Below are 20,515 nucleotides of genomic sequence, written 5' to 3'. Positions count from 1 at the left end.
TCTCAGCGGGCTCTCGGCGGGCGCTCGGCCGGGGTTCTCGGCCGGTGCTCAGTGGGCCACGGCCGCGGCGCCGTGTTCATCGATCAGCGCGCCCGTGGCGAAGCGGTCAAGGGCGAAGGGGGCGTTCAGCGGATGCGGCTCACCCGTGGCGATGGTGTGCGCGAAGGTCCACCCGGCGGCCGGGGTGGCCTTGAACCCGCCGGTGCCCCAGCCGCAGTTGACGTAGAGGTTCTCGACGGGGGTGGTGCCGATGACGGGGGAGGCGTCCGGGGTGACGTCGACGATGCCGCCCCAGGTCCGCAGCACATGCGCGCGGGCGAAGACGGGGAACAGCTCGACGGCGGCGGCCATCTGTTGCTCGATGACGTGGAAGGAGCCGCGCTGCCCGTAGCCGTTGTACGAGTCGACGCCCGCGCCCAGGACCAGTTCGCCCTTGTGCGCCTGGGAGACATAGACGTGCACGTGGTTGGACATCACCACGGTCGGGTGGACCGGTTCGTGCAGTTCGGAGACCAGCGCCTGCAGCGGATGGGACTGCACCGGCAGCCGGAAACCGGCCAGCTCGGCCAGCACACTGCTGTGTCCGGCGGCCGCGAGGCCCACCCGCCCGGCGCGGATGCGGCCACGGCTGGTCTCGACGCCCACCACCCGGTCGCCGTCCTTGAGGAAGCCGGTGACCTCGCACCCCTGGATCAGGTCCACGCCCATCTCATCGGCCCGGCGGGCCAGCGCCCAGGCGACGTGGTCGTGTTTGGCGATACCGGCCCGCGGCTGGAAGGTGGCGCCGAGGACCGGGTACCGGGTGCGGGGTGAGACATTGAGGATGGGGCAGACCTCGGCGACCTCGTCCGGCGCCAGCCACTGGGCGTCCACGCCATTGAGGCGGTTGGCGCCCACCCGGCGCACGCCCTCGCGGACGTCCTGCAGGGTGTGTGCGAGGTTGAGGACGCCGCGCTGGCTGAAGAGGAAGTCGTAGTCCAGCTCCTCCGGCAGCCCTTCCCACAGCCTGAGCGCGTGCTCGTAGATGGCCGCGCTCTCGTCCCAGAGGTAGTTGGAGCGGATGATCGTGGTGTTGCGCGCCATGTTGCCACCCGCCAGCCAGCCCTTCTCCAGGACGGCGACGTTGCTGATGCCGTGGTTCCGGGCCAGGTAGTAGGCGGTGGCCAGGCCGTGGCCGCCCGCGCCGACGATGACGACGTCGTAGGAGGAGCGCGGTTCGGGGTTGCGCCAGAGGAAGTCCGGGTGCTCCGGCAGCGGCTGGGCGGTCATGCCGCGTCTCCGTTCGGGCGGAGGTACAGGGGGAAGGCGGAGGCGAGCTTCTCGACCCGGTCGCGCAGCAGTCCCGCGCGCTCGTCGTCGAGCCGTTCGTCCTTCAGCGCCTGGGCGATGATGTCGGCGACCTCCCGGAACTCGCTCTCGCCGAAGCCGCGGGTGGCCAGGGCCGGAGTGCCGATCCGCAGCCCCGAGGAGACCATCGGCGGACGGGGGTCGAACGGCACCGCGTTGCGGTTGACCGTGATGCCGATGCGGTGCAGCCGGTCCTCGGCCTGCTGCCCGTCGAGCGTGGAGTTGCGCAGGTCGACCAGGACCAGATGGACCTCGGTGCCGCCGGTCAGCACGGTGATCCCGGCCTCGGCCACATCGTCGGCCAGCAACCGCCCGGCGAGGATGCGGGCGCCGTCCAGGGTGCGCCGCTGGCGCTCCGTGAACTCCTCGCCCGCCGCCACCTTGAAGGCCACCGCCTTCGCCGCGATGACATGCTCCAGCGGCCCGCCCTGTTGGCCAGGGAAGACCGCCGAGTTGATCTTCTTGGCCAGGTCGGCACGGCTGAGGATCACCCCGCCGCGCGGGCCGCCGAGGGTCTTGTGCGTGGTGGTCGTCACGACGTCGGCGTACGGCACCGGGTTGGGGTGGAGGCCCGCGGCCACCAGCCCGGCGAAGTGCGCCATGTCCACCATCAGATACGCGCCGACCTCGTCCGCGATCCGGCGGAACGCGGCGAAGTCCAGCCGGCGGGGGTAGGCCGACCAGCCCGCGACGATCATCTTGGGCCGGTGTGCGAGCGCGAGCCGCTCGACCTCGTCCATATCGATGCGCAGATCGGACTCGCGCACGTGGTAGGGCACCACGTTGTAGAGCTTGCCGGAGAAGTTGATGCGCATGCCGTGGGTCAGATGGCCGCCGTGCGCGAGGTCGAGGCCGAGGATGGTGTCGCCGGGGGAGAGGAGGGCGAACATGGCGGCGGCGTTGGCCTGGGCGCCCGAGTGCGGCTGGACGTTCGCGGCCTCGGCACCGAAGAGCTCCTTGACCCGGTCGATGGCGATCTGCTCGACCACGTCGACGTGCTCACAGCCCCCGTAGTAGCGGCGGCCGGGGTAGCCCTCGGCGTACTTGTTGGTCAGGACCGAGCCCTGGGCCTCCATGACCGCCGACGGAGCGAAGTTCTCCGAGGCGATCATCTCGAGCGTGGACTGCTGGCGGCGCAGCTCGGCCTCCACCGCGGCGGCGACGTCCGGGTCGAGTTCGCTGAGCGGGAGGGTGAGGGGGGAGGTGAATGTGCTGGTCGACGGGGTGATTGCCATCTGTCCACCATCCTGAGAGCCAACTAATGGGCAACTGATATATCAGCCTCTGCGGTAAGGTATGAGAGCTTGCGAGACAGGTCAAGGGGGCATTTCATGCAACAGGTGGCGACCGAACCCGCGGGCGAGGAGCCGTCCCTCGCCGAGCGCGCCTATCGCACCATCCGCGACCGGCTCGTCATGCTCGAGATCCGCCCGGGCGAGCCGATCAACGAGGACCAGCTGGCGCAGTCCCTCGGCGTCGGACGCACACCGGTGCGCGAAGCGCTCAAGCGGCTCCAGTACGAGCGCCTGATCACGACCTACCCCCGGCGCGGCACCTTCGCCACCGAGGTCAACATCACCGACCTGGCCCATATCTCCGAGGTGCGCCAGGAGTTGGAGCCCCTGGCCGCCGCCCTGGCCGCGCGGCGCGCCACGGCCGCGGACCGTGCGGCCCTGACGGCCGCCCTGGGGGAGCTGGAGCGCGCGGATTCACCGCAGCGCGACGCCGCCGAGCTGATGCGCCTGGACCTCCAGGTCCACCGCGCCATCTACGCCGCCACCCACAACCCGTACCTGGAGGACACGCTCGTCCGCCACGACAATCTGGCGACCCGCATCTGGTGCCTGTTCATCGACCGGCTCTCCGACATGGCCGGACACGTCGGAGAGCACGGGCCGTTGATCGAGGCGGTCGCCGCCGGTGACGCGGACAAGGCGGCGCAGCTCGCCCACGGCCATGTTGAGGGCTTCGAACGGGCCATTCGCGCCGCCATCTGAGGCGGGCTGCGGCCGTCCGCGGCCGTGGTGCCGGTGATCTGGAGGGCCCCGCGCCGGTACACCGATAGCCTGGCCGCCATGACGCGCGCTTGGATCCTGCCGATAGTCCTCGTGCTCTGCGGCGCGGCCCTCGCCACCGGGCTGATCTCCAGCGGAAGCCCCGGCACGGCCACCGTCCTCCTGCTGCTGTTCGTCACTCTCGCGGGCGTGAACTCGCCCCTGGTCTTCCCACGGTCGATCAGCGCCCCGGAGGCACAACGGCGCAGCGCGGCGGACGGCCGTCCAGTCGTCTACTGGCGACCGGGCTGTGCGTTCTGCCTCCGACTGCGCATCCGGCTGGGCCGCGGCGCCCGCCAGATGTACTGGGTCAACATCTGGCGTGATCCGGCCGGAGCGGCAACCGTAAGGGCGGCCAACGACGGCGACGAGACCGTACCCACCGTCGTCGTGGCAGGTCGGCCCCACACCAACCCCGACCCAGCGTGGGTACGCGAACAGCTCTCCCGCCCGGCGTGACCGGGGGCGGTGCCGGAGGTGGTGGCCCACCGCGTCGCTGGTGGGCTGGGCTCGCCGGGTTCGCTAACGTCGACCCGTGCTGCGTACGAGATTTACCGAAATGTTCGGTATCGGCTATCCGGTGATGTCGGCCCCCATGGGCCTGCACAGCGGCGGGACACTCGCCGCCGCGGTGTCCGCCGCCGGTGGGCTCGGCTCCTTCGCGGGTACGCATCCCTGGAAGGGCCCCGACTGGGTCCGTGAGGAGATCGCGACCATCCGCGCCACCACGGACCGCCCGTTCGGAGTCGGTTTCATCACGCCGTTCCTCCCCTTCACCGAGCCGCTTTTCCACGCCGCCCTGGGGGAGCGGCCAGAGGTCATCGCGCTGTCGTTCGCCGACCCCCGGCCGTGGCTCGCCCGGGCCAAGGAGGCCGGGGCCCGGGTGATGTGCCAGGTCCAGAGTTACGACGACGCGGCGTCGGCCGTCGCCGCGGGTGCCGATGTACTGGTGGCGCAGGGGGCCGAGGCCGGTGGCCACACGGGGACGATGGGCCTGCTGCCGTTCCTGGCCGGGATCGTGAGGCGCTATCCCGACGTTCCGGTGCTGGCCGCAGGGGGCATCGCCGACGGTCGGACACTCGCGGCGGTGCTCACCGCCGGTGCGGACGGTGCCTGGCTGGGCACGGCGTTCCTCGCCACGCACGAGGCGGTCGAGGTGCACGATGTCCACAAGCGCCTGATCGTCGAGAGCGATGGCGGCGACACCGTATGGACACGTGCCTACGACATCGTGTCCGGGCTGCCGTGGCCGGCGGCCATTGGCGAACGGGTCCGCCGCAATCGGTTTACCGATCAGTGGACAGAGCGCGAGGCGGCGCTGCGGGACCGCAAGGAGGAGTTCGCGCCCCCGGAGGACGTCAATCCCCTCGAGGCCCCGCCCGACCCCGACACGAGCTCGATCATCTACGGTCAATCGGCGTTCTTCGTCGATGCCGTCCGCCCCGCCGCGGAGGTGGTCCGGACGATCAGCGACGAGGCCGAGGCGATCCTGGACTCGCGGCCCCGGTCGCTGCTGAGCTGACGGAAGAGTGTGGACGCTGAGGAGGCGGCCGGGGTCAGCCCGTGGGGCGGGTGATCAGACGGCCGCGGACCGTGCCGTGGCGGAGCCGGTCCAGGCCCTGGTTGAGGTCGGCGAAGGGGATCTCCTCCACGAACGGTTCGATCCGGCCCTCCGCGACAAATCCCAGGACCTGGCGGTACTCGTCCTTGCTGGCGCCGTAGGAGCCACGCAGCTGCACACTCTTACGGATCAGGCTGCCGCCGGAGAAGGTGGTGGTCCTGTTGCCGAGGCCGACCAGCACCACGCGGCCGTGGCGGCGTACGGCATCGATCGCGTCGGACGTGGTGGAGCCCACACCCGCGAAGTCGATGATGGCATCGGGCCGCAGGTCCGCCAGCGCGGCGGTGTCGGTGAAGCATGCGCGGGCGCCCGCCGCGCGGGCGGCCTCGAAGGTGTCGGGGTTGATGTCCACGCCGTAGACCGTGGCCCCCGCGATCACTCCCGTACGGACACCGTTGAGGCCGAGGCCGCCCAGCCCGATGACAGCGATCACCTCGCCCGGTTTGGCCTCGGCCTCGGTGCGGACCGCGTGGTAGGCGGTGACGATGGAGTCCGTGGCGACGGCCGCATGGACGGTGGAGACATTGCCGGGCAGCGGGACCAGGGTGGAGGCATGGGCCACCAGGCGTTCCGCGTAGCCGCCGTCGATGCCGATGCCCGGCGCGTAGGCCGCCTGGACCCGCGGATGCGCGATGATCGCGACGGCCACGCGGTCGCCTATCGCATGGTCCTCCACTCCGTCGCCGAGGGCGGAGACGGTGCCCGCGACCTCGTGGCCGAGGGTGAAGGGCGGACGGCAGACGGGCTCTATCAGGCCGTCCATCACGTGGACGTCGGAGTGGCACAGCCCAGCGGCCTCGACGTCCACCACGACCCATCCCGGCCCGGCGACCGGGTCCGGCACCTCGGCCCACTGCAGCGGGGCGCCCGGCGCCACATACCGGAATGCCTTCATCGATCACTCCCGAGACTCGCCGACCGAGGAACGGCCGCAGCCTATCGCCGGGTCACTTTCCGCCAGTGGGCGGGCGGTTGACGGGAAGGAGCCGCCTGCGGAGCGGCGAAGTTCGCCCACACGGCCGTCAGGTTGGCGCCTGGCGGGGCCACGCAGCACCACGCGGACCGCGTCGCCCCGGCGCGGCCTACTGCGCGGCGGCCTGACGCAGATGGCGGCTTACGTCGCCGACGAGGTTGATGCGGACGCGTCGTTCGGCGAAGCGCCAATGCCCGTCGCGGCGTTCGAAGCGATCGTGGTACCGGCCTCCGGCAATGGGCTGCAGGGGCAGATCGGGCAGCGCCTGGAAGACGGTCACATACGAACGCGAGGCGGCCGTGCCCGCCTGTTCGTCGACCTCGATCGCGAGGTTCGTCGTGACGTGCTGGGTCCGCGGAGTTCCATCGGGATAGACGATCAGTGTGTCCCGGAACATCTTCTCGATCGCTTCACGGCCACGTACCGGTGTTCCGCTTCCTGTGAAGGTGGCGTCTGCGAGCAGGGCGCCGAGCCCCGCGAAATCGCCGTCGTCCACGAGCTCGGCGTACCGTGCGATCAGGTTCGCGACGGCCCGATGGCCCGACGGTGGATCGGCGGGCACGTGGGCGGGTGCGGACATGGTCTGCCTCCCAGCAGGAAAGGCGGTGCGCGAGGCACCGGCCCGGTGACAACCGGTGTACGTCTTCATGGATGGTGACAAGCAGTCTGCCTCACCGGTGACACCGGGACTGCTTCACATGCCTGATGGGCGGCAGGGGTAACCCCAGACAGCGTCCGGAGGGCAGCCCATCGACACGTAGGGAGGCGGGCCGGATGGGCCGGTCCCCGGTCCGCTGGTGGGACGGGCGTGAGCGGTTCCTGATCGCACAGGCGACAGCCGAGCCCAACAGAAGGGTGACCACCATACATGCGTCAGGAACACGTCGACGAGGCCGGAGTTGGGCAGAGGAGGTGAACGCCCGAATCATCCGCTCGCAGGGCCTGAGGGACACCAGTACGCCCGGCACCTTCCCGTCCATCAAGGGCCCACACGCCCGGGGCTACGCCGCGTTCGGCACCGACACCAGCACCACGCACGACCTGAACCGGTTCTACACCGCGCTGCTCGGCGGCCGTCTGCTGGCTCCGGCGCAGCTCGACGAGATGACGACCACCAGGCCCGCGCCCGAGCTGGGTGTGAGGTATGGACTCGGTCTGGGCGAGATCCCGTTGCCCTGTGGCGGCAGCTACTTCGGACACCCGGGGGAACTGCTCGGCTATCACCTCTGGAGTGGCGGCAGGTTGAAAGATCGTTCCACGACGTTCCTACGCTTGTGGGTCTCGGTGTCCAGAGCGCGGAGGCGTCCGCCGGTGTCTAGAACGGCATACGGCCACGGGCTCGCCGCCCGGCGGCGCCGCTGCGGCCGACTGCCTTGGAGCTGCTGCGGAAGGGTTTGCTGAGGATCCGTCCCAGGAGACCCGGGGCCTTGCTGCCGGCGCGTGATCCGAGGCCCAGGGTGCGTTGGGTGCCGCGTTCAGGATGTCGGGACAGGCGCGGGACCAAGAAGGCCAGCACGGCCAGAACGACGCAGATGCCGATAATGCCGAAGATCATGGCGAAGTGCTCCTCGTGTGTGGTGTCCCCACCGGGTACCCCGCCGGTCCGGCCGCATGCCGCGGCGGCCGGTCCGGCTACCCCCGGTGTGCTTGCCGGAGCCGAGCCCGCACCTCACTTGTGGGCGAACACCCATCGGTTGCCCGCCAGCGCGTCGTTGTGTTCGGGGCGGGGGCCGCGCCCGAGTCGGCGGGTGTAGTCGAAGGGGGTGTGGACCGTTGTCGTCCAGCCCTTGTCCGTGAGGTCGCCCGCGGAGTCCGGCCGTGGCTCCAGGCTGAAGAGGTTGAGGAGGTCGATGCCGATCTGGTCTTTCGTTGCGGTGTAGAGGGGGCTGTCGCGGTATTCGAGCAGGTCCTTGTCGAGTTTGACCTCGAACGCCAGCGTGCTTCCCGCTGCGCTCAGCCGGTCCACCGTGTGGATGAGGTGCGTTTCGGAGGCGTTGGGCAGGTAGAACAGCAGCCCTTCGGCCAGCCAGGCGCTGGGTGCGGAGGTATCGAACCCGGCGCCGGTCAGTGCCGAGGCCCAGTCGGCACGCAGGTCGACCGGGATCGGCACCCGGGCCGCCTTCGGGGTCGTCGGCAGTCCGCCGATCACCTCGTGCTTGAACGCCAGCACGCCTTCCCTGTCGATTTCGAAGATCACACAGCCGGGAGGCCAGTCGAGCCGGAAGGCCCGCGCATCCAACCCCGCCCCGAGCAGGACCACTTGGCGGATTCCTCCCGTGCGCACCGAGTGGAGGAGGAAGTCGTCGAGGACCCTCGTCCGCAGACCGAAGTACCGGGCGAAGCGTCCCCACAGCGGGTTCGCGTCTCCGTCGGCGACCTGGTGCATGCGCACCGGCCAGTTGGCGGAGGCCGGTGCGGCGTGGACGAAGTGCTCCGCGTAGATGTCTTGTGCCAGGCTGTCGTGGCGGTGGGTCTCGATCGCCCGGGCCGCGGCGACCATGAGAGCGGTCAGGCCGACGCCCCCTTCCACGCCTTCCACACCGGCGTTGTGATGCGCTGTGTCGGTCATATGTCTCCCTTGGCGCGAGTAGAGATCGCTCATCGGCCCTTTCCCGCAGGAATCAGGACGGGCTTGACCACACGGCCCGCGTCGCAGTCGCGTTCCGCTTGGTTGATGTCAGTGAGCGGGTAGGTGCGGATCAGCTGGTCGAAGGGGAACCGCCCGGCCTCCCAGAGCCTGGTCAGCCGGGGGATCAGCAGTCCCGGCACCGCATCCCCCTCGCAGATGTGGGAGATCCTTCGGCCGCGGTCCAAGGTCCCCGGTTCGAGTGGCAGTGGGGTGTGGAGGCGTGCTACGAGGCCGAGGTGGCCGGTCGGGCGCAGGGCCCGAAGGGCATCGTTGATCAGCTGGGGGGAGCCTGTGGTGTCCAGTGCGTACTGCGTGCCGCCGTCGGTCAGTCGCTGGACGCGTTCGTGCAGGCCGTACGCGTCAGGTGAGCCGGGCTGTTCGTCCGGCGCGGCGTGCAGCGGGATCGCGTGAAGCCGCTCCGCGAGGGCCAGCCGCTCGGGGTGGCGGTCCACGGCCACGGCCACTGCCCCGGCGGCGGTGGCCGCCATCACCGCGGCCAGGCCGACCGCTCCGGCGCCGTAGACCGCGATGGTGTCACCGGGGCCGACACCGAAGGAGTGGAAGACCGCCCCGGCGCCGGTGAGGAAGCCGCAGCCGAGCGGTCCGAGGATTTCGATGGGCAGCGTGGGATCGACCCGGACGGCGTTGCGGGCCGGGACCATCGCGTATTCGGCGAAGGAGGACTGGCCGAACCAGCGGGGGGCCAGTGCGCCCCCGTCCACGTCGGTGAACCGCCCCGTGTGCTCCTTGCGCCCTCCGAAGAGGTTGAGCGCTGGGAAGGAGTCACAGTAGGCGGGGGCCGCGCCCATGCAGCTCCTGCAGTGTCCGCAGGAGTCGAAGCTCAGAACGACGTGGTCGCCGGTGCTCAGGCCGGTGTCCGGACCGCCCGTCTCCACCACGGTCCCGGCCCCTTCGTGGCCGAGCACCGCCGGGAGCGGTGAGCGCCCGGCCGAGTGCCGGACCGCGAGATCGGTCCGGCACATCCCGCAGCCCGCGATCTTCACCAGGACCTCGCCGGCGCCCGGCCCCGCGTTGAGCACCACCTCCTCGAGGGCGAACCGGCTCTCGCAGGAGCGCAGTACCGCCGCGGTGAACCTCATCCGTCACGCCTCGACCGGACGGTGCACGACGAACGGGCTGAGGTTGCCGTACAACCCCCACGGCCCGCCCGCCACGCCGACACCGCTGTCCTTGACGCCCGCGAAGGGCTGGGCGAGGGAGGTCTCGGCGTGGTGGTTGATCCACACCGTCCCGCATTCCAGCCGCCCGGCCACCGCCTCCGCACGGTCCAGGTCGGTGCCCCATACCGAGCCGCCCAGCCCGAAGCCGGTGTCGTTGGCCGCCTCGATGGCCTCGTCGAGGCTGACGTACGGCAGCACCGGCAGGACCGGGCCGAACTGCTCCTGCGCGACCACCGGGCTGTCGGGCGGCACATCGGCCAGGATGGTGGGGGCGAAGAAGTAGCCCGGCCGGTCCAGCCGGTGGCCGCCCGCCGCGGCCCGGGCGCCATCGGCCAGCGCCCGGGCCGTGTGGTGCTCCACCCGGGCCAGTTGCGGGGCGTTGCTGACCGGGCCCAGCTGGGAGCCGGGGTCGAGCCCGGGCCCGACGACGGTGGACTTCGCACGCTGGGCGAGGGCGTCGACCACCCGCGAGTAGAGCCGGGCCGGGGCGTAGAGGCGCTTGACCGCCATGCAGATCTGCCCGCAGTTGCGGAACGCCGCCCAGAACAGCCGGTCCGTGATCCGCTCCAGCTCCCCATCCTCCACGTCCTCCAGCAGGATGGCGGCGTCGTTACCGCCCAGTTCCAGGGTGACGCGGGCGAGTGAGGCCGCCGCTGCCCGCGCGACGGCCCGCCCGGTGGGAACCGAGCCGGTGAAGGTCACATGGCGGATGCCCGGATGGGAGACGAGGCGGGCGCCGAGGGGTTCGCGGCCGGTGACGACGGTCAGGACGTCCGGAGGGAGGGCGGTGGAGAGGACGGACGCCAGCAGCCGGGTGGCGAGCGGTGTGAACGGGGACGGCTTGAGCACCATCGTGTTGCCCGCGGCGAGCGCGGGAGCGAACTTCGCCGAGGCGAGCTGGAGGGGAAAGTTCCACGGGACGATCGCGGCGACGGGCCCGAGCGGTCGCCAGCGGATCTCACTGCGTATCGGCCGGTCGTCCGTGATCGGCTGGGTTTCGGCGCTCAGCTCGGCGAAGTAACGCAGGCGGGCCGCCGTGCGGGCGACCTCCGCCTGTGACTCGGCCAGGGGTTTGCCCTGTTCACGGGTGAGCAGCGGGGCGAGGTCGGCCCCGGCGGCCACCACGGCGTCGGCCGCCGCGAGCAGCGCGGTGGTACGGGCGGCGGGGTCGGCGCGCCAGTCGCGCCAGGCGGCATGGGCCCGGCCGACGATGGCGTCCAGCTCGTCCGGCTGCTGGTCGGGAGCCTCGTCGAAGGCCTCGCCGGTGGCCGGATCGAGGACGGCGAACCACTCACCGCGGGTGCCGGACGCGCGGGGACGTGGGCTGGTCGGCACGGTTCCGGACGCGCCGGGGCGCGGGCCGGTCGGCACGGCTCCGGACGTACCAGCGGACAGGCTGGTCGGCACGGTTTCGGTCGGGCCCGGGCGCGGGCTGGTCGGCATACCGGCGGTCAGCCCGCGGTGGCGACGGACGCCGCGTGTTCCCGGGCGTGCCGGTCCATCTCCGCCCGGAAGGCGGCCACCAGCCGCGGCTGGATCCTTCCGGCGTCACGGTCGCCGCCCTCGCAGACCGCGCCGCGCACCCCCACGATGTCGGTGCCGATGCGGGTGAGCGCACCGAGGTCCGCGGCCTTGACGCTGCCCGCGAGGGCGGCGAGCAGACCGCCCTGGTGTGCCTGCCGGACAAACTCCGCACAGAGGTCGGGCGGAAGGTGGTCGAACAGCCCTGTTCCGTCCTTGATCGCGGTGTCGAGCATGGCCGCGTCACAGCCGGAACGGCGGGCGATGTCGGGCAGTGCGAGCGGGTTGACGCAGCCGATCCGGTGGGCGTCGGCGTAGCCGGAGGCGACGACGAACGCGTCTGGCTGGTAGTCCTTCACCGCCCGGACGACGCCGTGCATCACATCGATGGCCTGTTCGGGCGTGGTGCATCCGTAGAGGCCGACCTTGATGTAGGTGGCTCCGGAGACCGTCGCGCCCAGTGCCGCCTGCGCCACTGTGCCGGGCTTGTACGGCACGTCCCCCACGGTGGCGGAGACCGGCTTGTCGGCCGGGACCGCGTCCCGGATCTGCCGGATGACCCAGGGGAAGTTCGCGCCGAGCGAGCCCTCGTCGGGCTTCTTGACATCGACGATGTCGAGGTGTTCCGCCGCCTTCGCGCAGTCGAGGGCCTCAGCGACGCTGTCCGGGGAGATGAGAAGCAACACCGTGGATTCCTTCCACCGCATGCCACCTGCCCAGGGGACAGCCATGCGGAGTCGTGTGGATCACGCGCGGTCCGCTCATCATCGCCGCGTACCGTGGCCCGTGGCAGGGCGCGTGGAGTCCGGACGGGTCATTGCCATGACGCCCCACGCCCCCGGCGCACGGTCCACGCCGGTACGGGCCCCGCCGGCCTGACCGGCGGGGCCGCCGGGGCCTCAGATCATGAGCAGCAGCCGGGTGTGCGGCACCAGCTTGCGGTTCACGCTCGTGCTCTGGACGAATATGGTGAAGTCGTCATTGCGGTCCGGATTGACGCGAACTTCGGTGTCCGGCAGGCCGAGCAGGGACCGGGCCTCCGGCCCCGTGTACACCCGGTCCGTCTTCTTCTCCAGCACCGCGATCTGCTTCCGCGCCTGGATCTTCTCCGACTTGCTCAGCTGGTAGAACGCACAGCCGGTGCGGAAGGTGTGCCCGCACTCGATGACCCATTCCCGGATCCCCGCTTCGCGCGCCACCGGGATCAGCTGGTACTTCGACGGGTCCACCGGGGCGAGACCGGCCGCCTCGATGGTGTCCTTGTTGACCGCCTCCGCACCCGTGGAGAACACCGCCCGCGATCCCCGGATGCCCTGGGCCCGGCCCACCATGAAGTTCTCGGTGGCCTGCTGGATGACCTGCCCCGCCTCCTCCAGGCCCTGTGTGCTCGTGGCGTCCCAGATGGCGATGTTGTCCTTGGGGAATCCGCACTGCATGGCCTCGCGCTTGCCCATCTGGTCCGGCACGAGGACGGCCAGTGTCCAGTTGTCCTCCTGGGTGTCCATCAGCTTGGACACGGCCTTCACCAGTTCACGCGGGCTCTTGTCGGGCGCGTCCGGGCCGCGATGACTCGCGTTCTCCTGGCCGTCCGTCAGTACGAACGTCAGGAAGCTGTGGTCGCCGTACAGTTGAGCCGTCTGCGCCAGCTCCCGCTGCGACTTCAGCGTGGCCGCCAGCAGAGCCGTCATGCCACCGACCCGGTAGAGCTGCTTCAGGGACGGCATCCGCAGCACGTCCTTGTCGTAGATGACGCACTCCACCTTGTCGGCGAAGACGTACACCGTGACGCGGGTCTCCTGGTCCAACTCCTTCGATCGGCGGGCCAGATACGCAATCTGCTGGTCGGCGACTTCGACGACCTTGCCGCGCAGATGTGACATGGATGAACTGGCATCCAGCACAAGAGCGACGTGATTGATGTAGTTCTGGTCTCCGGACATGGCCGCGCCCCCTCGTTGTTTCCTTCTCGATGCTCCTAGACTCCCACCCACCACTGACAATCGATCTTGGGCTGCGACAGCGGAGGCCCGGTCGGCGGGAGCCACGGAGCCACGAGACCCGCCATACAAGGGAGACCCGCCATGCGCACGAGACCCGCTATACCGGGGGTCGGGTGAGGATCCCGCGCAGCTCGGCCAGGGGGAGCTTCGGCTGGCGGTCCGGTGTGAGCAGGCCGTTGGTCTCCTGTTCGGTGTCGGTGAACTGGGTGTAGCAGAAGCCCGCGAGGCCGGAGTCCACCGCGGCGGCCACCAAGGCGCTGAGGCGTTCGGCGAAGTCCTCCTTCGTGGCCACCGTGTCGTAGCCGAACCACTCGGCGCCCTCCGCCGGTTCGAAGGTCGCGCCGCCGAACTCACTGAGGACGACGGGCTGTCCCTGGTGGCGGACGCCGTCCAGGGTCAGCCGCTTGGCGCCGGGCCACTGCTCGGCGATCTCGCCCTGCCGCAGCGAGGCGTGGCCATAGCGCTCGCGCAGTACGTCCGCGCGCTGGGTGTAGTCGTGGACGCCCCAGATGTCGGCGGCGGAGATCTCCCAGCCGTCGTTGGAGACGGCGGGGCGGGAGGGGTCCAGGGCCTTGGTCAGGTGGTAGAGGGCGTCCATGAAGTGGCGCTGTGCGGGGACGAGGGCCGGGTTCGGCACGGACCAGGACTCATTGATCGGGACCCAGGCCACGATCGAGGGGTGGCTCAGGTCGCGGGAGACGGCCTCGGTCCACTCGGCGACCACGCGCTCGACGGTCTGCGCGCCGAACGCGTACGCCGATGGCATCTCCTCCCACAGCAGCAGCCCGAGCCGGTCGGCCCAGTACAGGAAGCGCGGATCCTCGATCTTCTGGTGGACACGCAGCCCGTTGAGGCCGATCTCCTTCGCCAGTTCGACATCGCGGCGCAATTCCTCGGCCGGGGCCGACAGATGTGATGCGGGCCAGTAGCCCTGCTGGAGCGCGAACCGGAGGAAATACGGCTTGTGGTTGAGGAGGAAGACGCCGTCATCCCAGCCGATGTCCCGCAGCCCGAGGTAGGACGCCGCACGGTCGACCGCTGTGTCATCGGCCGCGTCGCGCAACTCCACCACGGCATCGACGAGTTGGGGCCGCTCCGGCCTCCAGAGCAGATCGTCCAGGTCCTGCCCGTGGCGCAGGGCGGGCACCGCCACGTCGAACTCCGCCTCCTGGCCCTCGAGCAGCGTCCGCTGCTCGGCGAGCACCCGCTCGCCGCGCGTGAGGCGGACCGTCACGGTGAGCGGGCGGTGCGGCCAGTGGCCAAGACGCAGGCGGCAGCGGACGCGGGCGTGGGCGACCTCGGAGGTCCAGTGGAGGAGCGCGATGTGCTCGGCCGGGACCTCCTCCAGCCACACCGGCTGCCAGATCCCGGAGGTGCGGTGGTACCAGATGACATGCGGATCCCGGCGCCAGTCCTGCTTGCCGCGGGGCTGCGTGGCGTCGAGCGGCTGGTCCTCGGCGCGGACGACGATCGTCTGCTCCCCGTCCCGCTCGACGGCGTCGGTCAGATCGCAGGTGAAGCCCGTGTGCCCGCCCTCGTGACGTCCCACCGGGCGGCCGTTCAGCCAGACCTCGGCCCGGTGGTCGACCGCACCGAAGTGCAGCAGAAGCCGCCGCCCGGCGGCCGGGCGGGGCACCTCGATCGTGCGCCGGTACCAGAGCACGGGGTGGAAGCCGGTGTCCGCCACGCCAGAGGCGGCGGACTCGGGCGGGTAGGGCACGGTGACGGTGCGGGTGAACGGCGCGGAGACCGCCGGGTCCATCCACCGGTCGGCACGGCCCCGGTCCTCGTCGTCATGGGCGAACTGCCAGGGACCGCCGAGGTCGCGCCAGTCGGGATCGCGGATCAGCTGCGGCCTCGGATGGCCTGCGGCGTCCAGGTGGGGGTACGGCATGCGTGCACTCCGGTGGTGTGGTGCGTGGGCGAGGAGGATGGCGTGTGGGCGAGGCATGGGGAGGTGGCGCGCCGCGGTTCAGCGCTCCAGGACGTCCGCGGGGGACCGGAGGTCCACGACCGTGGCGGCGAACGCCAGCGGGCCCGGCAGCAGCGGGACCAGCAGCGGAATCGACCAGGCCAGGAGCGCGCCGAAGACCACGGCCGCGGCCAGCAGAAGACTGCCGCGCGGGTCCGCGGCCGAGCGGAGCAGCGCCTCGCGTGCGGACAGCAGGTGCGGCGCAGGGAGCGCGGTCGCCCGCAGCGCCACGACCGTGGCGCCCAGGACGAGCAGTGTCAGGGCGGGCGCCATGACGGCCGCTCCGGGCAGTGCGGCGCGCATCAGCGCGGCATCGATCAGGACGACCACCGCGAGCAGCGGCGGCACCAGACCGAGGGCCACCGAGCGCGCGGACAGCTGGGCACGGAGGTGAGTGCCGTACGTACCGGCCCTGACCTGGACGGTGCCGCCCGCGGCCCGCCGGAGGGTCGCGGACGCGGCGGCGAACGCGGCCGGGGCCGTGACGACCGGCAGACAGGCGGCGCTGGTGAGCAGGGAGACGAGCAGCATGTCCGCGAAGAGGGAGAAGCCGGGGCCGAAGACCTCTCCGGGCTCCCGGCGCTCGCGCGGGGGTGCGGTCGGTGTGCGGGCCATGGTCTGCCTCACCCCTTCAGTCCGGAGGTGGCCATGCCCTGTACGAGGTACCGCTGGAAGACGAAGAAGAACAGCACGATCGGCAGTACCGAGATCACCGACATGGCGAACATGGGGCCGTACGCGGAGGTGCTGGACTGGTCGACGAAGCTGCGCAGGGCGAGGGTGATGGTGAACTTCTCCGGTGCGAAGAGATAGATCATCTGCGTGAAGAAGTCATTCCACGTCCAGATGAACGTGAAGATGGCCGTGGTGATCAGCGCGGGACGGGTCAGCGGCAGTGTGATCGACAGGTAGGTGCGGAAGGGGCCGCAGCCGTCGATCCGGGCGGACTCCTCCAGCTCGCGCGGCAGCCCGCGCATGAACTGGACGATGAGGAAGACGAAGAACGCCTCGGTGGCGAGGAACTTCGGCAGGATCAGCGGCCAGTAACTGTCCACCAGACCGAGCCTGTTGAAGATGATGTACTGCGGGATCAGCACCACGTGGTGCGGCAGCATCAGCGTCGCCACCATGAAGGCGAACATCACCTTGCTCAGGCGGAAGCGCAGCCGGGCGAAGGCGTAGGCGGCCAGCGAGCAGGACAGGACGTTGCCGATGACGGCGCCGACCGCGATCAGCAGTGTGTTGCCGAGCAGCCGGGTGACGGTGATGCCAGAGACCCCGTCCAGGGCGGTCGTGTAGTTCGACCACTCCAGGTGGCTGGGCCACAGGTCCAGGCTGGTCACCACCTCATCGGCCGGTTTGAGCGAGGTGGCGAGCAGCCAGACCAGGGGGTAGAGCAGGACCAGCAGACACACGGCCGCGACGGTGTGCGGCAGCCACCGCTTCGTGGCGATGTTCATCGTCCCTCCTCGTCCGCGTAGAAGACCCAGGACCGGGACGTCCGGAAGAGGATCAGGGTGATGGCGCCGATGGCGATCAGCAGCAGCCAGGCCATCGCCGCGGCGTAGCCCATGTGCGAGGCCGTGAAGCCGCGTTCGTACAGGTACAGCGTGTAGAACAGCGTGGAGTCAGCGGGCCCGCCGTCGCCGCCGCTGATGGCGAAGGCCGGGGTGAAGACCTGGAACGAGTTGATGACCTCGAGGACCAGGTTGAAGAAGACCACCGGGGACAGCATCGGCACGGTGATGGACACGAACTGCCGCCAGCGGCCCGCGCCGTCGAGCGCCGCGGCCTCGTAGAGGTCGGGGGAGATCTGCTGCAGCCCCGCCAGGAAGATCACCATGGGGGCGCCGAACTGCCACACGGTCAGCAGGACGACCGCGTACACCGCGAGGTGGGGGTCGCCGACCCAGCCTCCGGTGTGGATGCCGATCGTGTCCAGCACGTCGGCGACCGTGCCGCCGTCGTTGAACAGGGCGCGCCACACCAGGGCGATGGACATGCTCGCCCCGAGCAGGGATGGCGCGTAGAAGGCGGAGCGGTAGAAGGCACGGCCCTTGTTGAGGTTTCTCAGCAGCATGGCCACGCCGAGGGCGAGCCCCAGCTTCAGCGGGACGGCCACCACGACGTACAGCATGGTGGTGCCGACCGACCGCCAGTAGCGGGGGTCGTCGGTGAGCATCTCGGTGTAGTTGCGCAGGCCCACCCAGTGCGGCGGGTCGAACAGGTTGTAGTCGGTGAAGGACAGGTACAGCGATACGGCCATCGGGATCAGCGTCAGGCCCAGCGCGCCGATCAGCCACGGCGAGAGGAACACATAGGCGGGCCACTGCCGTTCACGGACCTGGCGCCGCTTGCCCCTATCCGGGCGCGGACCGGTCGTACGGTCGACGCGTGCGGGTGCTTTTGCCGTCGACACCGTGCTCATGACCTCAGCTCCCGGTTCGCCTCGTCGATGAGTTCGCGTGCCGCCTGGCGCGGGGTGGCCATGCCGTACATCACGCGTTGGTAGCCCCGTTTGAACGCCGCCTGGATCGCGAGGTCGCCGGGCGGCGGTGCGGTCGGCGGGGTGTCCAGGCCGTACTTCTCCATCGTCTGCGCGTAGTCGTAGATCTCCCGCTCCGGCCCCTTGAGCGTGGTGGCGACGCGGGCGGCGATCTTCCGGTTGGGCGGGGTGGAGCGGGAGAAGCCGAGGATGTCGCCCGCCCGTGGGTCATTGAGGAGGAAGTCGATCAACTGGGCCGCCTCCTTGGGGTGCTCGCTGTTCGCGCCGATGCCGAGGAGCATGCTCGGCTTGAAATACGCGCCCTGGTGGCCGTCGGTCGTGGGCACGGGTGCGAAGTGGATGTCCTCGCCGAGCAGGGCCGTGTACCCGGGGAACGGCGCGTCCCAGGTGAAGTCTGCGGCCGCGAGCCGGCGGCCGATGGGGCTGGTCTCGGTGCTCTTGGCCTGCACGGTGTCCTTGGCCTGAGCGATGGCGCCCTCCTTGCGGAGTCCATCGCAGAACGACCAGAAGGCGGACAAGTCGGCCTCGGTGAAGCCGAGTTGGGTCTGGCTCGCGTAGAGGTTGCGGCCGCGGCCGCGCAGCCAGGTCTCGAAGACGTCCTCGTTGGTGCCGCCGTCGTTGGCGCCCGTGAAGGGGCGACCGTCGGGCGACTTCAGCCCCAGCGCGGCGATCCTCAGGTTGGCCCTCTGCCAGTCCTGCCATGTCCAACCCGGCCCGGGCGTGGCGACCCCGGCCTTCTTGTAGACCGCGGAGTCATAGGCGTATCCGGTGATGCCCCGGCCCATGGGCAGGGCGTATGTCCCGCCCTCGTAGGTGCCGGTGCGCAGGAAGCCGTGGTCCATCTCGGAGGTGCGGATGGTCCGTCGCTTGATGAGGGCGTCCAGGGGCATCAGCGCCTCGCCGCCCGCGAACTGGGAGATCTGCCGGTAGTCGAGCTGGACCACATCGGGTATTCCGCCGCCCGCGGCCTGTGTGGCCAACTTCTGCAGATAGGCACCGAACTCACCATTGGATGTGCGGACGGTGACGCCCGGGTGTTCCTTCTCGAAGAGACGTACCGCCTTCTCGGTACGCGCGGCACGGTCGTCGTTCCCCCACCAGGAGAACGTGAGGGTGACGCCGCCCGCGGTGCCGCCGCTCGCGGCGGAGCAGCCGGAGAGCGTGGCGGTCAGGGCCGTACCCAGACCGGCGGCGGCCGCGGCGAGGACGGCCCGGCGGCTCTGGAGGCGGAGCCGGCCGTTCGGAGGCTCGGGCGTCATGCGGGGGCCTCCTCCTTCGGCGTCCGCGGCGCGGGCAGCTGGCTGGAGCGCGCGGTGCCTCCGGTGCCGACCACGGCGGTGCGCAGTGAGGTGGTGGAGCGGTGCGACGACATGCGGACCTCTCGGCAGACGGGTGGGGTGGTGAGCGCGGCGCCGTGGGCGCGGGGTGGGCAGCCCGGACCGCCCGATGGACGGTCGTCGGCCGCCCGTGTGGGGCCTCCGTAGCAACCGCTTGCCATCGATTGATTCCAACGTTGTAACCGCGAGATCTCGCCACGGTCAACCCCTTGTGAGGAACCGGATTCCGAGTCGTCCCGGCGCTGACAGCCCGCCGCAACCTCTGCATAATGCGGAGAAGCACAGGTGAGGAGGTTCGACCAGTGGCCGCGGTGACACTCAAGGACGTGGCGGAGCGGGCCGGGGTCTCGATCAAAACGGTGTCCAACGTTGTACGCAATGCTCCCCGCGTGTCCGAGGCCACGCGGAAGCGCGTACTGAAGGCCGTGCGGGAGCTCGGCTACCGCCCGAATCCATCGGCGCGCCGGCTGCGCACCGGGCACAGCGGCCTGATCGGCCTCGCCGTCCCGGACCTGGCCACGCCGTACTTCGCCGAACTCGCCCAGCACGTACGGGCCGAAGCCGCGCGACTGGACCTGACCGTTCTGATCGAGGAGACATCGGGCGATGCGACGGAGGAACTGCGGCTGGCGACCGGCGTCGGCGCGTCACTGCTGGACGGTGTGATCCTGTCGCCGCTGGGTGTCTCGCCCGATGAACTCGCCGCCGTGGCCAACGAGTTCCCGCTGGTCCTGCTCGGCGAGCGCAGCTATGCGCGTGACCAGGTGGGGGCGGACCACGTACTGATCGACAATGTCGCGGCGGCGCGCGAGGCCACCGCACACCTGGCCGCCCTGGGCCGTACGCGGATCGCCGCCATCGGCGTGGACCGGCTGGCGTCGGCGACCAGTCGCCAGCGCCTGGAGGGCTTCCAACTCGCCCTGCACGAAGCTGGGTTGACATACGACCCGCGGCTCGCGCCCGCCATCGAGGAGTTCGACCGGCGCAACGGCCTGCTGGCGATGCGCGCTCTCGCCGCACTGCCGGCCGGCACGCGGCCGGACGCGGTCTTCTGCTTCAGCGACCTGCTGGCGGTCGGGGCCCAACGGGCCCTGTTCGAAGCCGGATCGCACATCCCGGACGATGTCGCCGTGGCGAGCATCGACGGCTCCGACGAGGCGCTTTACAACACCCCGTCCCTGACGTCCGTGGTTCCCGACAAGGCCGCGATCGCCTCGCTCGCCGTGAAGTGCCTGGCGGGCCGCGTCCGCTCGGACGCCCCCCTGCCGTTCGAGGTGCACACGGCTCCGCACTGGCTGCACGCCCGGGAGTCCACCAACGGCGGGCGCCAGCGGCTCTGTCCCTGATCCGGACCGATCTCTCGCCGGTCAGGAC

Annotated in this window: 20 protein-coding genes; 5 read left to right on the top strand and 15 right to left on the bottom strand. The window is 70.5% G+C overall.

The genetic code is table 11. The features are described 5' to 3' along the window. Positions 1-48: 48 nt before the first annotated feature. Together VT50_RS10480 and glyA are read right to left on the bottom strand one after the other, a co-directional pair. Positions 49-1,269 carry a sarcosine oxidase subunit beta family protein gene (locus VT50_RS10480; protein WP_046084040.1) on the bottom strand — a complete coding sequence of 407 codons (1,221 nt, stop codon included), beginning with the start codon at positions 1,267-1,269 and terminating at the stop codon, positions 49-51. Further along, positions 1,266-2,582, bottom strand: coding sequence for a serine hydroxymethyltransferase (gene glyA / locus VT50_RS10475; RefSeq protein WP_046084039.1), 1,317 nt, complete (start codon positions 2,580-2,582; stop codon positions 1,266-1,268). The genes VT50_RS10480 and glyA overlap by 4 nt, the downstream gene beginning before the upstream one ends. A gap of 96 nt (positions 2,583-2,678) precedes the next feature. On the opposite strand from glyA, the gene VT50_RS10470 reads away from it, so the two are divergent. The 3 genes from VT50_RS10470 to VT50_RS10460 all read left to right on the top strand — a co-directional run bounded on the left by VT50_RS10470 (position 2,679) and on the right by VT50_RS10460 (position 4,923). After that, entirely contained in the window at positions 2,679-3,344 is a 666-nt protein-coding gene (locus VT50_RS10470) for a GntR family transcriptional regulator (protein WP_046084038.1), read from the top strand. A 78-nt stretch (positions 3,345-3,422) separates the two neighbouring features. Further along, entirely contained in the window at positions 3,423-3,860 is a 438-nt protein-coding gene (locus VT50_RS10465; protein ID WP_046084037.1) for a glutaredoxin domain-containing protein, read from the top strand. Positions 3,861-3,936: 76 nt separating this feature from the next. After that, on the top strand, positions 3,937-4,923 hold the full coding sequence (locus tag VT50_RS10460) for an NAD(P)H-dependent flavin oxidoreductase (protein WP_075200238.1): 987 nt from the start codon (positions 3,937-3,939) through the stop codon (positions 4,921-4,923). A gap of 34 nt (positions 4,924-4,957) precedes the next feature. Here the strand turns inward: VT50_RS10460 and VT50_RS10455 are convergent, their stop codons facing one another. Continuing rightward, on the bottom strand, positions 4,958-5,917 hold the full coding sequence (locus VT50_RS10455; protein WP_046084035.1) for an arabinose dehydrogenase: 960 nt from the start codon (positions 5,915-5,917) through the stop codon (positions 4,958-4,960). A gap of 187 nt (positions 5,918-6,104) precedes the next feature. After that, complete coding sequence (locus VT50_RS10450) at positions 6,105-6,575, bottom strand: nuclear transport factor 2 family protein (RefSeq protein ID WP_046084034.1); 471 nt, start codon at positions 6,573-6,575, stop codon at positions 6,105-6,107. Between the two features lie 125 nt (positions 6,576-6,700). On the opposite strand from VT50_RS10450, the gene VT50_RS41315 reads away from it, so the two are divergent. Then, the gene (locus VT50_RS41315) at positions 6,701-7,396 is read left to right on the top strand and encodes a serine hydrolase (protein ID WP_420822187.1); all 696 of its coding nucleotides are present in this window, start codon (positions 6,701-6,703) and stop codon (positions 7,394-7,396) included. On the opposite strand, the gene VT50_RS10440 is transcribed toward VT50_RS41315, so the two are convergent. From VT50_RS10440 to VT50_RS10390, 11 genes are all read right to left on the bottom strand, one after another. Continuing rightward, a complete protein-coding gene (locus tag VT50_RS10440) occupies positions 7,311-7,550 on the bottom strand; it encodes a DUF6411 family protein (protein WP_046084033.1) in 240 nt (79 codons plus the stop codon). The genes VT50_RS41315 and VT50_RS10440 overlap by 86 nt on opposite strands. Before the next feature lie 114 nt (positions 7,551-7,664). After that, entirely contained in the window at positions 7,665-8,564 is a 900-nt protein-coding gene (locus VT50_RS10435) for a class I SAM-dependent methyltransferase (protein WP_046084032.1), read from the bottom strand. Between the two features lie 29 nt (positions 8,565-8,593). Then, positions 8,594-9,724 carry an NAD(P)-dependent alcohol dehydrogenase gene (locus VT50_RS10430; RefSeq protein WP_046084031.1) on the bottom strand — a complete coding sequence of 377 codons (1,131 nt, stop codon included), beginning with the start codon at positions 9,722-9,724 and terminating at the stop codon, positions 8,594-8,596. Between the two features lie 3 nt (positions 9,725-9,727). Continuing rightward, a complete protein-coding gene (locus tag VT50_RS10425) occupies positions 9,728-11,248 on the bottom strand; it encodes an aldehyde dehydrogenase family protein (protein WP_078840523.1) in 1,521 nt (506 codons plus the stop codon). A gap of 8 nt (positions 11,249-11,256) precedes the next feature. Next, positions 11,257-12,033 (bottom strand): (5-formylfuran-3-yl)methyl phosphate synthase, encoded by a 777-nt coding sequence (locus VT50_RS10420; RefSeq protein ID WP_046084030.1) that lies wholly within the window; start codon positions 12,031-12,033, stop codon positions 11,257-11,259. Positions 12,034-12,225: 192 nt separating this feature from the next. Continuing rightward, positions 12,226-13,266, bottom strand: a complete 1,041-nt coding sequence (locus VT50_RS10415; RefSeq protein ID WP_046084029.1) for a vWA domain-containing protein — start codon at positions 13,264-13,266, stop codon at positions 12,226-12,228. A gap of 157 nt (positions 13,267-13,423) precedes the next feature. Further along, positions 13,424-15,220, bottom strand: a complete 1,797-nt coding sequence (locus tag VT50_RS10410) for a sugar-binding domain-containing protein (RefSeq protein WP_046084028.1) — start codon at positions 15,218-15,220, stop codon at positions 13,424-13,426. 78 nt (positions 15,221-15,298) lie between these two features. Continuing rightward, the gene (locus VT50_RS10405) at positions 15,299-15,913 is read right to left on the bottom strand and encodes a hypothetical protein (RefSeq protein ID WP_046084027.1); all 615 of its coding nucleotides are present in this window, start codon (positions 15,911-15,913) and stop codon (positions 15,299-15,301) included. An 8-nt stretch (positions 15,914-15,921) separates the two neighbouring features. After that, positions 15,922-16,758, bottom strand: coding sequence for a carbohydrate ABC transporter permease (locus tag VT50_RS10400; protein ID WP_046084026.1), 837 nt, complete (start codon positions 16,756-16,758; stop codon positions 15,922-15,924). Then, the gene (locus VT50_RS10395) at positions 16,755-17,726 is read right to left on the bottom strand and encodes a carbohydrate ABC transporter permease (RefSeq protein WP_046084025.1); all 972 of its coding nucleotides are present in this window, start codon (positions 17,724-17,726) and stop codon (positions 16,755-16,757) included. Before VT50_RS10395 ends, VT50_RS10400 begins: the two co-directional genes overlap by 4 nt. Continuing rightward, a complete protein-coding gene (locus VT50_RS10390) occupies positions 17,723-19,063 on the bottom strand; it encodes an ABC transporter substrate-binding protein (protein ID WP_046084024.1) in 1,341 nt (446 codons plus the stop codon). The genes VT50_RS10395 and VT50_RS10390 overlap by 4 nt, the downstream gene beginning before the upstream one ends. A 380-nt stretch (positions 19,064-19,443) precedes the next feature. Here VT50_RS10390 and VT50_RS10385 point away from each other — a divergent pair, with 380 nt between their 5' ends. Continuing rightward, positions 19,444-20,487 (top strand): LacI family DNA-binding transcriptional regulator, encoded by a 1,044-nt coding sequence (locus VT50_RS10385; protein WP_046084023.1) that lies wholly within the window; start codon positions 19,444-19,446, stop codon positions 20,485-20,487. Positions 20,488-20,515 lie beyond the last annotated feature (28 nt).

Origin of the sequence: Streptomyces antioxidans, assembly GCF_000968685.2 — a bacterium.
Lineage (GTDB): Bacteria > Actinomycetota > Actinomycetes > Streptomycetales > Streptomycetaceae > Streptomyces > Streptomyces antioxidans.
Note: the sequence above shows the minus strand (reverse complement) of the source record. Positions and strands in the feature narration are given on the sequence as shown.